At 71.0% G+C, this 15,696-nt stretch carries 10 protein-coding genes and 1 pseudogene; 1 reads left to right on the plus strand and 10 read right to left on the minus strand.

Annotated features, from left to right (window positions below; genetic code table 11):
* Nucleotides 1-26 precede the first annotated feature (26 nt).
* Nucleotides 27-3,518, plus strand: coding sequence for a tetratricopeptide repeat protein (locus RBH18_RS37805; protein WP_306215314.1), 3,492 nt, complete (start codon nt 27-29; stop codon nt 3,516-3,518).
* Here the strand turns inward: RBH18_RS37805 and nuoN are convergent.
* The 10 genes and pseudogenes from nuoN to RBH18_RS37855 form a co-directional block, all read right to left on the minus strand.
* Nucleotides 3,487-5,019 (minus strand): NADH-quinone oxidoreductase subunit NuoN, encoded by a 1,533-nt coding sequence (gene nuoN / locus RBH18_RS37810; protein WP_306215315.1) that lies wholly within the window; start codon nt 5,017-5,019, stop codon nt 3,487-3,489. The genes RBH18_RS37805 and nuoN overlap by 32 nt on opposite strands.
* Nucleotides 5,020-5,021: 2 nt before the next feature.
* Complete coding sequence (locus RBH18_RS37815; RefSeq protein WP_306215316.1) at nt 5,022-6,560, minus strand: NADH-quinone oxidoreductase subunit M; 1,539 nt, start codon at nt 6,558-6,560, stop codon at nt 5,022-5,024.
* Entirely contained in the window at nt 6,557-8,482 is a 1,926-nt protein-coding gene (nuoL, locus tag RBH18_RS37820) for an NADH-quinone oxidoreductase subunit L (RefSeq protein WP_306215317.1), read from the minus strand. Before nuoL ends, RBH18_RS37815 begins: the two co-directional genes overlap by 4 nt.
* A gap of 9 nt (nt 8,483-8,491) precedes the next feature.
* Entirely contained in the window at nt 8,492-8,791 is a 300-nt protein-coding gene (nuoK, locus tag RBH18_RS37825) for an NADH-quinone oxidoreductase subunit NuoK (RefSeq protein ID WP_023357573.1), read from the minus strand.
* Nucleotides 8,788-9,567, minus strand: a complete 780-nt coding sequence (locus RBH18_RS37830; protein WP_306215318.1) for an NADH-quinone oxidoreductase subunit J — start codon at nt 9,565-9,567, stop codon at nt 8,788-8,790. The genes nuoK and RBH18_RS37830 overlap by 4 nt, the downstream gene beginning before the upstream one ends.
* Entirely contained in the window at nt 9,564-10,172 is a 609-nt protein-coding gene (nuoI, locus tag RBH18_RS37835) for an NADH-quinone oxidoreductase subunit NuoI (protein WP_306215319.1), read from the minus strand. The genes RBH18_RS37830 and nuoI overlap by 4 nt, the downstream gene beginning before the upstream one ends.
* A 1-nt stretch (nt 10,173) precedes the next feature.
* Entirely contained in the window at nt 10,174-11,547 is a 1,374-nt protein-coding gene (gene nuoH / locus RBH18_RS37840) for an NADH-quinone oxidoreductase subunit NuoH (protein WP_306215320.1), read from the minus strand.
* Nucleotides 11,544-14,018 carry an NADH-quinone oxidoreductase subunit G gene (locus RBH18_RS37845; protein ID WP_306215321.1) on the minus strand — a complete coding sequence of 825 codons (2,475 nt, stop codon included), beginning with the start codon at nt 14,016-14,018 and terminating at the stop codon, nt 11,544-11,546. Before RBH18_RS37845 ends, nuoH begins: the two co-directional genes overlap by 4 nt.
* Nucleotides 14,018-15,334: an NADH-quinone oxidoreductase subunit NuoF gene (nuoF, locus tag RBH18_RS37850; RefSeq protein ID WP_306215322.1), complete on the minus strand. Its 1,317-nt coding sequence runs from the start codon at nt 15,332-15,334 to the stop codon at nt 14,018-14,020. Before nuoF ends, RBH18_RS37845 begins: the two co-directional genes overlap by 1 nt.
* Nucleotides 15,331-15,696: pseudogene (locus RBH18_RS37855) on the minus strand (NADH-quinone oxidoreductase subunit NuoE); the annotation flags it as partial. The gene nuoF and the pseudogene RBH18_RS37855, both read right to left, overlap by 4 nt.

The raw sequence follows: 15,696 nt of genomic DNA on the forward strand, positions 1-15,696 counted from the left end.
GCCGCCGCCCCTATCGGCTGATGCCGATGGATCCGGAGCCGGTCGCCCCCGGCCCGGCGGAGGCCCGGCAGCGGCCGAGCCTGCTCCTGCTCCCCCGGCACCGGATCGTGCCCTTCAGCGGCCGCGAGGGCGAGCTCGACGAGCTTGGCCGCTGGCTCGACGGGCCGGAGGCGATGTCCGTACGCCTGCTGCACGCGCCTGGCGGCCAGGGCAAGACCCGGCTCGCCCTGCACTTCGCCGGCGCGGCCGCCGCCCGGGGCTGGACGGTCTGGCAGGCCCATCACCGCGCGACCCCGGGCCCGGCCGATCACCTGCCCTGGGACGACCGGCTGCTCGTCGTCGTCGACTACGCCGAGCGCTGGCCCGCCGAGGACCTCTACGCCCTGCTCAACGACCTGAGCAACCTCGGCCTGGGCACGGGCACCACCGTCCGCGTGCTGCTGCTGTCGCGGTCGGCCGGCTTCTGGTGGTCCGCGCTGGTCACCCGGCTCGACTCCGAGCTGACCGTCCCGGCGCACGGACAGGCCCTACGCCCCCTGGGCCACGAGCCGCTGGACCGGGCGGAGCTGTTCCGCACCGCCGCGGAGCGGTTCGCGACGGCACTGGGCCTGCCGGGCACGGCGACCCCGGTGCCCCCGGCCACGCTGGACGCGCCGGACTTCGCGCAGATCCTGAGCGTGCACATGGCCGCTCTCGTGGCGGTGGACGACGGCGGCGAGGCGCCCGGTGAGGTGCACCGGTTGTCCGCCCGGCTGCTGCACCGGGAGGCGGCGTACTGGCACCTGCTCCCGGGCGGCTCGGATCCGTACGACCTCAGCCGCACCGTCTATGTCGCCACCCTGATCGGCGCGATGGACCCGGCAGCCGCCCGCAAGGCGGTGTCGACCGCCGAGATCAGCGACACGTCGCCGGTGACCCTCCTGTCCCGCCATGCGGCCTGCTATCCACCCGAGCGCCCCGGCACCGTCCTCGAGGCCCTGCACCCCGACCGCCTCGGCGAGGACCTGATCGGCCTCATGACCCCGGGCGAAACGACCCCGGGCGAAACGACCCCCGGCGAAACGACCCCCGGCGAAACGACCCCCGGCGGAACGACCCCGCGCGGAACGACCCCCACCACGACGAGCGACTTCGAGCCCGACGTCTGGGCCCCGGCCGCGGTGAGCCGCCTGCTGGGCACCGGCGCCCCGCCCGCATGGACAGCACCGACGATGGCGGTCCTCGTGGAGACCGCTCTCCGCTGGCAGCACATCGCCCAGAGCGTGCTGCTCCCCCTGATCCGCGCCCGGCCCGACCTGCTGCTCGCCGCGGGCGGTGCCACGATCGGCCGCTTCGCCGAGGTCCCGTGGGTGGACCTCGAGACGCTCGAACTCGTCGACCGCCGGATTCCCGTGGGCGTGGCCGACCTGGAGGTGGGCGCCGCTGCCCTCAGCGAACGGCTGACCGCCCTCCGGCTGACCACCGCGAGCAGCGACCTGGACCGCGCCCTGGTTCTCGCCCGGCACGGGGAGCGACTCGACGGTGCCGGTCTGCACGAGCACGCCCGGCAGGCCTGGGAGGAGGCGCTCAACGTCGGCGGCTCGGCCTTGCCCGCCCCGACCCGGATAAGACTCGTCCGCGACATCTCCACGGTGCTGAGCTCCCTGGGCCGGTCCGAGGAGGCGCTGCAGCGCGCCCAGGAGGCGGCCGACCTGCGAAGGTCGCTGATCCGCGCCGAAGGTCTCGCCCCGCACGCGGCCGGGGTGGCAGTGGATCTCCGGGTCCTCGGCAACGCCCTGGCCGCCGTGGGACGCGCGCGGGAGGGCATCGACTTCCTCAAGATGGCCCTGTCCGCCGCGGACGAGCTGGCCACCGCCGACCCGGACCGGCACGCCCTGCTCCGGATCAGCATCCTGCAGGACGTCGGCTCCCACCTCATCGCCCGTGGCCGCCCCGGCGACGCTGTCCTGGCGATCGAAGCCACGATCGACGCGCGCCGGTGGCTGGTCGGCCGGAATCCCGGTGCGCACTCCGCCGGACTGGCCCGGGCTTTGAGCGACCTGGGGACGGCACGTGCCCTCGCGGGGCGAACCCGGGACGCCGTCGCCGCGACAGACGAGGCCGTTGCCCTCTACCGGCGGCTCGTCGAGGCCAATCCGGCCGCCTACCGGCCGATGCTGTCCAACGCCCTGACCAATCACTGCATCGTCCTGGAACTGGTGGGCCGCCTCCGGGAGGCCGCGGAGCCGGGCGGTGAGGCGGCCGACATCCGCCGCGAGCTGGCCGCCGGGAATCCCAGCGCCCACCTTCCCGGCCTGGCCGTCGCGTTGCTCAATTACAGCGCCCGGCTCGCCGCGGCCGGCCGCAGCCGCGAGGCGCTCGGTCCGGCCGAGGAGTGCGTGGCGATCTGCCGGGTGCTGGCGGACGCCCGCCCGGCGGCGCACCGGCCTCGCCTCGCCGAGGCATTGGTGAGCCTCGCCAACGTCCACTTGGGTCTCGGTCGCCCCGCCGAGGGGCTCGCGATGGTCACGGAGGGCGCGGAGCTGTGGCGGCGCCTGGCCGGACAGGACTTCGTGGCACACGGCGCCGACTTCGCCAAGGCCCTGAACAACCTGGCGACGCTGCGGTCGGGCCTCGGCCTGCGCAGCGAGGCGCTCGCCGCGGTCGAGGAGTCCGTGGCGGCCTACCGTCGCCTTGCCGATGCCCAGCCGGAAGCGCACCGTCCGGCGTTGGCCATGGCACTCAACAACCTGGGCACCTACCTGGGCGAGGTGGGCCGGGACGAGGATGCCCTGGCAGCCGCCGAGGAGTCGGTGACCATCCGCCGCTCCTTGGATCCGGCCGCGCTGGCGACGTCGTTGCTCAACCTCGGCCTCCGGCTGAGCAGAGTGGGCCGGGAGGCGGACGCGACGTCGGCGGGACTCGAGGCGGTGGCCATCTTCCGGGAGCTCGCCGAGGCGGACCCGGGCACGCACCTTCCGGCCCTGGCCCTGGCTCTGCACAACGTCGGCATGAGTGAGGAACCGGCCGCACGCGAAGCGGTCGCCATCCGGCGGCGGCTGGCCGGTGCCCTGCCGGAGCGGCACGGCGCGGACCTGGCCGCCTCCCTCTTCCTCCTCGGCATGATCGAGAGCGACAACCGCCGTCCGGCCGAAGCCTTCGCCGCCATCCGAGAGTCCGTGGACCTTTACCGGGAGGCCGCTCGGCTCAATCCCCGCGGCCATGGCGACGGCCTGGCCAACGCTCTCAACGGATACGCCGAACTGTGCGCCACGACAGGACAGGATCTGCCGGCCGGGGTGGACGCCTGCGTCGAGGCGATCGGCATCTGGGAGGAGTATTTCGACGCCCATCCGGATGCCTTCGGCCCCAAGATGCGACTCGTCCACACGACGCTGGGGCGGCTGCTCGATGCGCTGGGCGACCACGAGACGGCGCAAGAGCTGCGCGACTGGATGAATGGGCACGGCCCCGGCGTGCTGCCGGGGCCGCGTCACGAGAAGCGGGCTATCGCACGAAATTCGCCGCGTCGTTGGTGAGGTCGAGCAGGGGTGCCGGGATCACGCCCAGGGCGAAGGTCGCGATCACCCCGATCGCCAGCGCCGCCGAGGTCAGGAAGCCCGGCACCGACACCGCCGGCGTCGTCTCGCCCGGCTCGGACAGCCACATCAGGACGACCACCCGCAGGTACGGGAAGGCCAGCAGCATGCTCGTGATGACGCCCACGATGACGAGCCAGGTCTGCCCGCCGTCGACGGCCGCCCCGAAGACCGCGAACTTGGCCGTGAAGCCGCTGGTCAGCGGGATGCCCGCAAAGGCCAGCAGCAGGAACGAGAACAGGCCGGCGAGGATCGGGCTCCTGCGCCCCAGACCGGCCCAGCGGGACAGGTGTGTCGCCTCGCCCTCGCTGTCGCGGACCAGGCTCACGATGCCGAAGGCGGCGAGCACCGAGAAGCCGTACGCGACCAGGTAGAACATGGTCCCGCTCAGCCCCTCCTTGTTGAGCGCCAGCACGCCCACCAGCAGGTAGCCCGCGTTCGCGATCGACGAGTACGCCAGCAGCCGCTTCATGTCCGTCTGCGTGACCGCCAGGATGGCGCCGACGAGCATGGTGAGCACGGCGACCGCACCGAGCACCGGCTGGAAGTCCCAGCGCACCCCGTCGAAGGCCACGTAGAGCACCCGCAGCAGGGCGCCGAACGCCGCGACCTTCGTACAGGCGGCCATGAGGGCCGTCACCGGGGTCGGCGCGCCCTGGTAGACGTCCGGGGTCCACACGTGGAAGGGCGCCGCCGCGCTCTTGAAGAGCAGGCCGATGGCGACCAGGGCGAGGCCGCCGAAGAGGAGCACCTCGCTGCGGGACGGGTCGGCGACCGCGGTGTGGATGGCCGCGAGGTCGACCGCGCCGCTGTAGCCGTAGAGCAGCGCCACGCCGAAGAGGAAGAAGGCGGACGCGTACGAGCCGAGCAGGAAGTACTTGAGCGCCGCCTCCTGGCTGAGCAGGCGCCGGCGCCGGGCCAGCGCGCAGAGCAGGTAGAGCGGCAGCGAGAGGACTTCGAGCGCGACGAACATGGTGAGCAGGTCGTTGGCCGCGACGAAGAGCAGCATGCCGCCGAGCGAGAAGACGGTCAGCGGGTAGACCTCCGTCGCGCCGCCCGCGCTGCCCACCTGTCGCAGGTCCTTCTGCGAGCCGACGGTGACCGCGGCCTGGGAGACGAAGGCGCCGCCGGCCTCGATCGAACGCTCGCCGATGAGCAGCAGCGAGACGATGCCGAGCAACAGGATCGAGCCCTGCAGGAAGATCGACGGCCCGTCGATGGCGACCGCGCCGCCGATGGTGACGATCCGGGTGTTGCGCTCGACGATGACCACGACCAGCGCGGCGACCAGGGACAGCAGCGCCAGCGTCAGCTGGACGCCGTGCCGCCGGGCCCGGGGCACGATCGCCTCGACGAGGACGCCCAGGCAGGCCGCCCCGAAGAGGATCAACATGGGCGCCAGGGCGCCGTAGTCGATGTCGGGCAGTGTGAGGTCTCCCATGGCTACCGCGCCACCCTTCCGTTCGCGACCGCCGTCGGCGCCGGGTCGGTCGTCCCGACGTCCTGCATGGTCGCCTCGACCGCCGGGTTGATCACATCCGTGACCGGCTTCGGATAGAAGCCGAGGACCAGCAGGAGCAGCACCAGCGGCGCGACGACGATCTTCTCGCGCAGCGTGATGTCCTTGCGCATCTCCGGCGCCTCGGCGAGGGCCGGGTTGAGGGTGCCCTGCGTGGTCCGCTGCACCATCCACAGCACGTACGCGGCGGCGAGGATGATGCCCGCGGTGGCGATCACCGCGTACGCCTTGTGCGTGCTGAAGGTGCCGATGAGCACCAGGAACTCGCTGACGAACGGCGCGGTGCCGGGCAGTGCCAGCGAGGCCAGGCCGGCGAAGAACAACAGCCCGGCGAGTACGGGCACCAGCTTGCCGGCGCCCCCGAAGTCACTGACCAGGGCCGAGCCCCGGCGCGCCACGAACATGCCCACGACCAGGAACAGCAGGCCGGTGGCGAGCCCGTGGTTGACCATGTAGAGCACCGAGCCGGTCCCCGCCTGGGTGGTGAAGGCGAAGATGCCGATGCCGATGAAGCCGAAATGCGCGATCGACGTGTACGACACCAGGCGCTTGAGGTCGTTCTGACCGACGGCGAGCAGGGCGGCGTACAGGATGCCGATCACGCCGAGGATCAGCGCGGCCGGCGCGAACCAGCGGGACGCCTCCGGGAACATCGGCAGGCAGTAGCGCAGGATGCCGAACGTGCCGACCTTGTCCAGGACGCCGACCAGCAGCGCGGAGGCGCCGACCGGGGCGGCCGCACCGGCATCGGGCAGCCAGGTGTGGAACGGGAAGAACGGCGCCTTGATCGCGAACGCGACGAAGAAGCCGAGGAACAGCCAGCGGGCCGTGTCCGTCTCGAAGGAGCCGGACGCCTGCACCAGCGCCTGCCAGTCGAAGGTGTGCCCGCCGACCACCCACAGGCCGATGACCGCGGCCAGCATGAAGAGGCCGCCGACCAGGGAGTAGAGGAAGAACTTCACCGCCGCGTACTGCCGGCGGGGCCCGCCGAACGAGCCGATGAGGAAGTACATCGGCACGAGCATGACCTCGAAGAACACGTAGAACAGGAACACGTCGGCGGCCGCGAAGACGCCGATCATCGTGCTCTCGAGCAGGAGCAGGAGCGCGAAGTACGCGGGCACCGAGCGCTGCGACTCGTCCACGTCGTTCCAGGAGGCGAGCAGCACCACCGGGATGAGGATCGCGATGAGGACGAGCATGACGAGCGCGATGCCGTCGGCCGCGAACGTGAACCGCGCGTCCCAGGTGGGGATCCACTGGTAGGACTCGCGGAACTGGAAGCGCTCGCCGCCGACGTTGAAGGCGACCCACATGACGATGCTGAGCACCAGGACCGCCAGGGAGAAGCCCAGGGCGACGTATTTGGCCTGCCCCGGCCGCGTACGCGGGAGGAACGCCACGACGACGGCGCCCACCAGCGGCAACAGCGTCAGGACGGACAGGAACGGGAAGTCACTCATGACGCCAACCACCCCAGCTGGATCGCGAGGAAGGCGCCGACGACCAGCACGGCACCGGTGAGCATGGACAACGCGTACGAGCGGACGAACCCGGTCTGCAGCCGCCGGATCCGTCCGGAGCTGCCGCCCACCCCGGCCGCGAGCCCGTTGACGATCCCGTCGATGCCCTTGTTGTCGAGGTAGACGAGCGCCCGGGTCAGGTAGATGCCGGGCCGCTCGAACACCGCCTCGTTGATCGCGTCGGTGTAGAGGTTCTTGCGGGCCGCGGTGACCAGCACCCCGGCCGGCTCCGGCGCGGTCGCCGTGCCCCGGCGGAACATCGCCCAGGCGAGGCCGGCACCGAGGACGGTGATCACCAGCGACAGCACCGTGATCAGCCAGTGCGGGATGACGGCGTGGACCTCGGCGGCCTCCGGCCCGAGGACCGGTTCGAGCCAGTGCGCCACCGGCGAGGCCATCAGGCCACCGGCCACGATCGAGCCGAGCGCCAGGAGCATCAACGGCACGGTCATGATGTACGGCGACTCGTGCGGCTCGTGGATGTCGTCGGTCCACCGCTGCGGGCCGTGGAACGTCAGCACGAACAGCCGGGTCATGTAGAACGCGGTGAGCCCGGCGCCCAGCAGCGCGGCCATGCCGAACAGCCACGCCGTCCAGCCCTCGCGCTCGAACGCCGCCGCGATGATCGGCTCCTTCGAGAAGTAGCCGGACAGCGGCGGGATGCCGATGATCGCGAGCCAGCCCATCATGAAGGTGAGCCACGTCCACTTCATGTACTTGCGCAGGCCGCCGAAGCGCCGGATGTCGACCTGGTCGTGCATCCCGTGCATGACCGAGCCGGCGCCCAGGAACATGTTCGCCTTGAAGAAGCCGTGCGCGAGCAGGTGGATGATCGCCAGCGCGTACGCCCCGCCGCCGAGCCCGACGCCGAGGAACATGTAGCCGATCTGGCTGACCGTCGACCACGCCAGGACGCGCTTGATGTCGTCCTTGGCCGCGCCGATGATGCAGCCGATCAGCAGGGTGAGCGCCCCGACGCTGACCACGATCGTCTGCAGCGTGAGGTTCGCCGAGAAGATCGGGTTGGAGCGGGCGATCAGGTAGACGCCGGCGGTGACCATCGTCGCCGCGTGGATGAGCGCCGACACCGGGGTCGGGCCCTCCATGGCGTCCGGCAGCCACGCGTGCAGCGGGAACTGACCGGACTTACCGGCGGCGCCGAGCAGCAGCAGGATGCCCATGATCAGGATCGTCGTGGCGGACAGCGCCCCGACCCCGCTGAACACCGCGTCGTACTGCGTGGTGCCGAGCGTCGTGAACATCAGGAAGATGCCGATGGCCAGGCCGGCGTCGCCGACGCGGTTCATCAGGAACGCCTTCTTGCCCGCCGTGGCGGCCGACGGCCGGGTGTACCAGAAGGAGATCAGCAGGTACGACGCGACGCCCACGCCCTCCCAGCCGAAGTAGAGCATCACGTAGTTGTTGCCGAGGACCAGCAGGAGCATGGCCGCGACGAAGAGGTTGAAGTAGGCGAAGAACTTCCGGCGCCCCTCGTCGTGCGCCATGTAGCCCACCGCGTACAGGTGGATCAGGGACCCGACGCCGGTGATCAGCAGGACGAAGACGCCGGAGAGCGGGTCGAACAGCAGCCCGAAGTCGACGTGCAGCTGACCGACGACCATGAAGTCCCAGAGGCTCTGCTGCGCCGAGCGTGCCTCCTCGTCGAGCCCGGCCAGGCTGAAGAACATCGCCAGACCCAGCACGAAGGGGACGGCCACGGCGAGTACGCCGAGCCAGTGTCCCCACTTGTCGGCCCGCTTGCCGAGCAGCAACAGGACCGCCGCGCTCGCCAGCGGGATGGCGACAAGTAGCCACAAACCACTCAGAAGCCCCGTGGCCTGGGCGTACTCCACTTGTTCCACGGTGACCGCCTAGTACTTGAGGAGGTTGGCGTCGTCGACGCTCGCCGAGCGTCGCGTACGGAAGATCGACATGATGATCGCGAGCCCGACGACGACCTCCGCCGCGGCGACGACCATCACGAAGAACGAGATGATCTGGCCGTCCAGGGTGCCGTTGATCCGGCTGAAGGTGACCAGCGCGAGGTTGGCCGCGTTCAGCATGAGCTCGATGCACATGAACAGCACGATCGCGTTGCGGCGCACCAGCACCCCGGCGGCGCCGATGGTGAAGAGGATGGCCGCGAGTACGAGGTAGTAGTCAGGTGTCACTTCTCTGTCCTCTTCGGTGCGGCCTCGGTGGGCGTCAGCTCACGCCGGGGCAGGATCGGCGACAGCGTGCGCTCGGACTCGCTGCCGTCCGGCAGCTTGCCGGGCGCGGCGACCGACATGGTGTTCGCGTAGACGCCCGGCCCCGCCTTGGCACCGGGGTAGTTGCCGGGCCGGAAGCGGTCGCGCATCCGCGTCGGCTGGTCCACCTTCTCGCCCTTGGCGCGCTCCACGTGGGCGAGCACCATGGCCCCGACCGCCGCGGTGATGAGCAGCGCGGAGGTCACCTCGAAGGCGAAGACGTACTTGGTGAACAGCAGCCGGGCGATGCCCTGCACGTTGCCGCCCGCGTTGGCGTCGGCGAGCCCGACGACCGCGGTGTCCCCCAGCGAGCGGGCCAGGCCGGTGGCGATCAGGACACCGAAGGCGACGCCCAGCAGGATCGCGGCGACGCGCTGGTTGCGCAGCGTCTCGATCAGGGAGTCCGAGGCGTCCCGGCCGACCAGCATGAGCACGAAGAGGAACAGCATCATGATCGCGCCGGTGTAGACGATGATCTGCACCGCGCCGAGGAAGGGCGCCGCGTTGACCACGTAGAGGAAGCCCAGGCAGAGCATGGTGACCACGAGCCAGAGGGCCGAGTGCACCGCGTTGCGCGCGAGCACCATGCCCAGGCCGCCGATCACGGCCAGCGTGCCGAGGATCCAGAACGCCCAGGCCTCGCCCGTCGACACCTTCGCGGCCGCGTCGGCTGCCAGGAGAACGACGTCGCCGGTCATCGCGCGGCCTCCGTCCGCTGACCCGGCACCATCTCGCCCGCGGCATCCTGCGTGCCGGTCTCCGACCAGGGCGCCCGCTCCGCGCCGGCCGACGTGCCCGGGTTCTGCAGCGCACCGACGTAGTAGTCCTTGTCGGTGTCACCCAGGCGCATCGGGTGCGGCGGCTGCTCCATCCCGGGCAGCAGCGGCGCCAGCAGCTCCTTCTTCGTGAAGATGAGGTCCTGCCGGTTGTCGCGGGCCAGCTCGTACTCGTTGCTCATGGTCAGCGAGCGCGTCGGGCAGGCCTCGATGCACAGCCCGCAGAAGATGCAGCGGGCGTAGTTGATCTGGTAGATGCTGGCGTACCGCTCGCCCGGCGAGAAGCGCTGCTCGTCGGTGTTGTCGCCGCCCTCGACGTAGATCGCGTCGGCCGGGCAGGCCCAGGCGCACAGCTCGCAGCCGATGCACTTCTCCAGGCCGTCCGGGTGCCGGTTGAGGATGTGCCGCCCGTGGTAGCGCGGCGCCGGCGTGGGCGGGGAGAACGGGTAGTCGGTGGTGATGACCTTGCGGAACATGTGCGCGAAGGTCACGCCGAAACCCTTGAAGGAGCCGGTGAAGGTGCCCACGTCACACCTCCTCGTCTGACGTCTGCGTGTCGTTCCCGCCGACCGTGGCGGGCTGCCGCTCGGCGACCGCCCGTCGCGCTCGTGGGCTGGGTGGGACCTGGAGGTCCATCGGCGGAACCGGGAAGCTGCCCGGGGGCCGGGCCGCCAGCTGCTCCTCGAGGGAGTACTCGCGCTCCTTGCGGCTCGCCGGCCACAGCCAGGCGATGACCAGCACCACCACGGCCGCCGCGAGGTAGACCAGGTAGCGGGCGCCGCCGTCGACCCGGTCGTTGGTGACCCGGACGCCGGCCAGGAAGAGGATCCAGACCAGGTTGATCGGGATGAGGACCTTCCAGCCGAAGCGCATGAACTGGTCGTAGCGCATGCGGGGCAGGGTCGCCCGCAGCCAGATGAAGCCGAAGAGCAGGATCAGCACCTTCGCCAGCCACCAGACCAGCGGCCACCAGCCCGAGTTCGCGCCCTCCCAGAAGCTGGTGATGGGCGCGGGCGCCCGCCAGCCGCCGAGGAACAGCGTCGTCGCGAAGGCCGAGACCGTGATCATGTTGATGTACTCGGCGAGGAAGAACAGCGCGAACTTGAACGACGAGTACTCGGTGTGGAAGCCGCCGACCAGCTCCGACTCCGCCTCGGGCAGGTCGAAGGGCGCCCGGTTGGTCTCACCGACCGCCGCGATGCAGTAGATGATGAAGCTGGGCAGCAGCATGACCGCGTACCAGCTCGGGGCCGTCGGGTTCCAGCCGAGGATGTCGAAGGACGCCTCGCCGTTGCCCGCCTGCGCCTTCACGATCTGCGAGGTGCTCATCGTGCCCGCGGTCATGAAGACCGCCACGATGGACAGGCCCATCGCCACCTCGTACGAGATCATCTGCGCACTTGATCGCAGACCGCCGAGCAGCGGGTAGGTCGACCCGGACGCCCAGCCCGCGAGGACGACGCCGTAGACGCTCATCGACGAGCAGGCGAGCAGGACCAGCACCGACACCGGGACGTCAGTGAGCTGCAGGGCCGTGTGGTGCCCGAAGATCGACACCACCGGCCCGAACGGGATCACCGAGAACGCGGTGAACGCGCAGGTCGCCGAGATCACCGGGGCGATGAAGTAGACCACCTTGTCCGCGGTCTTCGGGATGATCTCTTCCTTGAACGGCAGCTTGAGGCCGTCGGTCAGGCTCTGCAACCAACCCTTGGGGCCGACCTGGTTGGGGCCCGGCCGGACCGCCATCCGGGCCACGACCTTGCGCTCGTAGTTGATGGTGAACAGGGTCAGCAGCAGCAGGATGACGAAGACGCCGAAGAGCTTGATCAGCGTGATCCACCAGACGTCCTCTTCGAACGTCTGCAGCGTCGGGTCCTGCGCCGCGGCGAGGAAGTTCATCGGTCGGCCCCTTGTGCGAGGATCGGGCCCGGCTTGCCGGCGGTCAGCCGGACCACCGCGCCCGAGGTGACGCCCAGGCTGCGGCGAGTCGTCGCGCCCGGCGAGTTCGTGGGCAGCCACACCACCTGCGGCGGCAGGTCGGTGATCGCCACCGGCAGCGTGATCGCGCCGCGGTCGGTGCCGACGGTCACCGCGTCGCCGTCGGCCACGCCGAGCGACTCCGCGAGCGCCTTGCCGATCCGCACCAGCGGCGGCCGGGCGGTCCCGGCCAGCACCTCGTCCCCGTCGAGCAGCGAGCCGAGGTCGATCAGGTGGTGCCAGGTGGCGAGCACGGCCTCGTCCTTGCCGGGCTTCGGCAGCTCCTTGGCGGCGACCGTCGGGGCGGCGGGCCGCGCCGACCGGCTGGCCGGCATGATCCCGAGCTCCCGCCGGACCTCGTCCACGTCGCCGGTGGCGAGCGTGACGTCCAGCAGCGCGGCGATCGCCTCGAGCACCCGGCCGTCGGTCATGGCCCCGGTCGGCAGGACCGTCCCGAAGGTCCGCAGCCGGCCCTCCCAGTCCATGAACGTGCCGGACTTCTCGGCAGCCGGGGCGATCGGCAGCACCACGTCGGCGCGCCGGGTCACAGCACTCTGCCGCAGCTCGACGCTGACCAGGAACGGCACCGCGTCCAGCGCCTGCTCGGCCAGGCGTACGTCGGCCAGGTCGGCCGGGTCGACGCCGGCGACCAGGAGGCCACCGAGCGCGCCGTCGGCGGCCGCCGCGATGATCGCGTCCGTGTCCCGGCCGGCCGCGGTGGGCAGGCTGGTCACGTCGACGTCCCAGGCCGCGGCGATCTCGGCCCGGGCCGCCTCGTCGGCGACCAGCCGGCCACCGGGCAGGAGGTTGGGCAGGCAGCCCGCGTCCACCGCGCCCCGGTCACCCGCGCGGCGCGGGACCCAGGCGAGGCGGGCACCCGTACGCTCCGCCAGCGCCGCGGCCGCCGAGAGTCCGCCCGGAACACTCGCCAGCCGCTCGCCCACGATGAGCAGTGCACCCGGCATGGCCAGGGCCGCCGCGACCGTGGCGTCGGTGTTGAGCAGCCGCGCCTCGTCGCCCGGCACCGCGGTGACCACCGTCGCGCCGAGCTTCTCGAAGCCCCGGCTCAGGAACGGCGCCACGGCCGTCACCTTCAGCTTGTTCTTCCGCGAGCCCTTGCGCAGGCGCAGGAAGAGGATCGGGCACTCCTCCTCCGGCTCCAGCCCGACGACCACCGCCGAGGGGGCGTTCTCGACGTCGTCGTACGTGACGTCGCTGACCCCGGCGACCGTGGCGGCCAGGAAGTCGGCCTCCTCGGTGGACAGCGGGCGGGCGCGGAAGTCGATGTCGTTCGTGCCGAGGACCGTGCGGGCGAATTTCGCGTACGCGTACGCGTCCTCCACCGTCAGCCGGCCGCCGGTGAGCACGCCGACGCCGCGCTCCTTCGCCGCCGCGAGCCCCTCGGCGGCCGCGAGCAGGGCCTCCGACCAGGACGCTTCGCGCAGTTCCCCGGTACGGGCGTCGCGCACGAGCGGCGTCGTGATGCGGTCGTACCCGGTGGCGTAGCGGAAGCCCCACCGGCCCTTGTCGCAGTTCCACTCCTCGTTGACCGCGGCGTCGTCCCCGGCCAGGCGGCGCAGCACCTTGCCGCGACGGTGGTCGGCGCGCATCGAGCAGCCGGCCGAGCAGTGCTCGCACGTCGTGGGAGTGGAGACGAGGTCGAACGGGCGGGCACGGAACCTGTACTGCTCGCCCGTGAGCGCCCCGACGGGACAGATCTGGATCGTGTTGCCGGAGAAGTACGAGTTGAAGGCCACGTCGCCGTCGCCCTCGCCGACCTGGCCGTCCCCGGTGCCCGTACCTCCGAAGAAGTCGTCTCTGTAGACATTGATCTGCTCGCCGGACGAGCGGTCCATCAGGTCGATGAACTTGTCGCCCGCGATCTCCTCCGAGAACCGCGTGCAGCGCTGGCAGAGGATGCACCGCTCGCGGTCCAGCAGCACCTGGCTGGAGATGTGGATCGGCTTCTCGTACTCGCGCTTGTGCTCGTGGAAGCGCGAATCGGTGCGGCCGCTGCTCATCGCCTGGTTCTGCAGCGGGCACTCGCCGCCCTTGTCACAGGTCGGGCAGTCGAGCGGATGGTTGGCGAGCAGCAGCTCCATGATGCCGCCCTGGGCCTTCGCTGCCACCGGCGAGCTGAGCTGCGTCTTGACGACCATGCCCTCGGCGACGGTCTGGGTGCAGGAGGCGACCGGCTTGCGCTGGCCCTCCACCTCGACCAGGCACTGCCGGCAGGCGCCCGCCGGGGCGAGCAGCGGGTGGTCGCAGAAGCGCGGGATGGCGATGCCCATCCGCTCGGCGACCCGGATCACCAGCTCGCCCTTGGCGGCCTGGACCTCGATGCCGTCGATGGTGAGGGTGACCTGGTCTGTCTTCTTGGCTACGTCGGTCATCAGTGCGCTCCCACCAGGGTCTTCGCGGACAGGCGGGGAGCCGTCCGACCCTCGATGTAGTCCAGGTAGTCCTGCCGGAACCACTTGAGCGTCGACACGACCGGGGTGGCCGCGCCGTCGCCGAGACCGCAGAACGCGCGGCCGAAGATGTTGTCCGCGGTGTCCTGCAGCGTGTCCAGGTCCTGGTAGGTGCCCTCGCCGGAGAGGATCCGCCGGTAGGTGCGCACCATCCAGTAGTTGCCCTCGCGGCACGGGGTGCACTTGCCGCACGACTCGTGGTGGTAGAACTCCAGCCAGCGCCAGGTCGCGTACACCGGGCAGTCCTGGTCGCTGAAGATCTGCATCGCCGTCGTGCCGAGGATCGAGCCGGCCGCCGCGACGCCCTCGAAGTCCATCGGGGTGTCGATGTGCTCGGCGGTCAGCAGCGGGGTCGACGAGCCGCCCGGCGTCCAGAACTTCAGGTTGTGGCCGGGCTTCATGCCGCCCGCGAGTTCGAGCAGCTCGCGGAGGGTGATGCCGAGGCCGCACTCGTACTGGCCGGGGTTGGCCACGCGGCCCGACAGCGAGTAGATCATCGGGCCGGCCGACTTCTCGGTGCCCATGCTCTTCCACCAGTCGGCGCCGCCGAGCACGATGTACGGCACGCTGGCGATCGTGCCGACATTGTTGACGACCGTCGGGCTCGCGTAGAGGCCGGCGACCGCGGGGAACGGCGGCCTCAGCCGGGGCTGGCCGCGGAAGCCCTCCAGCGAGTCGAGCAGCGCCGTCTCCTCGCCGCAGATGTACGCCCCGGCGCCGCTGTGCACGACCAGGTCGAGGTCGAACCCGGAGCCGAGGATGTTCTCGCCCAGGTAGCCCTTGGCGTACGCCTCCTTGACGGCGTTGCGGAGGCGGCGGGCCGCGTGGACGGCCTCGCCACGGATGTAGATGTAGGCGCGGGCGGCGCGGATGGCGTACGCGGCGATGATCGCGCCCTCGATCAGCGAGTGCGGGTCCCACGTCATCAGCGGCAGGTCCTTGCAGGTGCCCGGCTCGCCCTCGTCGGCGTTGATGACCAGGTAGTGCGGCTTGCCGTCGCCCTGCGGGATGAAGCCCCACTTGAGGCCGGTCGGGAAGCCGGCGCCGCCGCGGCCGCGCAGGCCCGAGTCCTTGATGAGCTGGATGAGGTCGTCGGGGTGGACCTCGAGGGCCTTCTTGACGGCGAGGTAGCCGTCGAGGCGCTCGTACGTGTCGATCTTCCAGGCGTCCGGCGAGAGCCAGCGCTTGGTGAGGACAGGGGTCAGTTTCTCCAGGACCTCACGACGGGGCTGAGTCACTTCGTCTCCTCGGTACCCACGCTGTCACCGGCGGGCTTTCCGTCGCCGGCGGGCTGGTTTTTCGCCACGCCGGCTGCTTCGGCGGCGTTCTCCGGTTGCGGTGCCGGCTGCTGGCTGCCCGGGCCGGGCGTCTTCGCGTCGGGGTTGCGCTGTTCGGCCGTACGCGATTCCGGGTCCTTGACGTCGCCGGGCCTGTGCACTCTTTCCTTCACCGCGGCCACGGCCTTTGTCAGGAAGCCCTGCTTCTCCGGCGCCGGGCGCTGCACCTTGCCGTCGGGCACGGCCTTGGCCGACTCGTCGCGGGCCGGCTTGGTCGTGGCGATCGGGGTGTCGGTGTTGAAGCCGGCCACCGCGATCCCGTG

The organism is Actinoplanes oryzae, from assembly GCF_030757795.1.
Classification (GTDB): Bacteria; Actinomycetota; Actinomycetes; order Mycobacteriales; family Micromonosporaceae; genus Actinoplanes.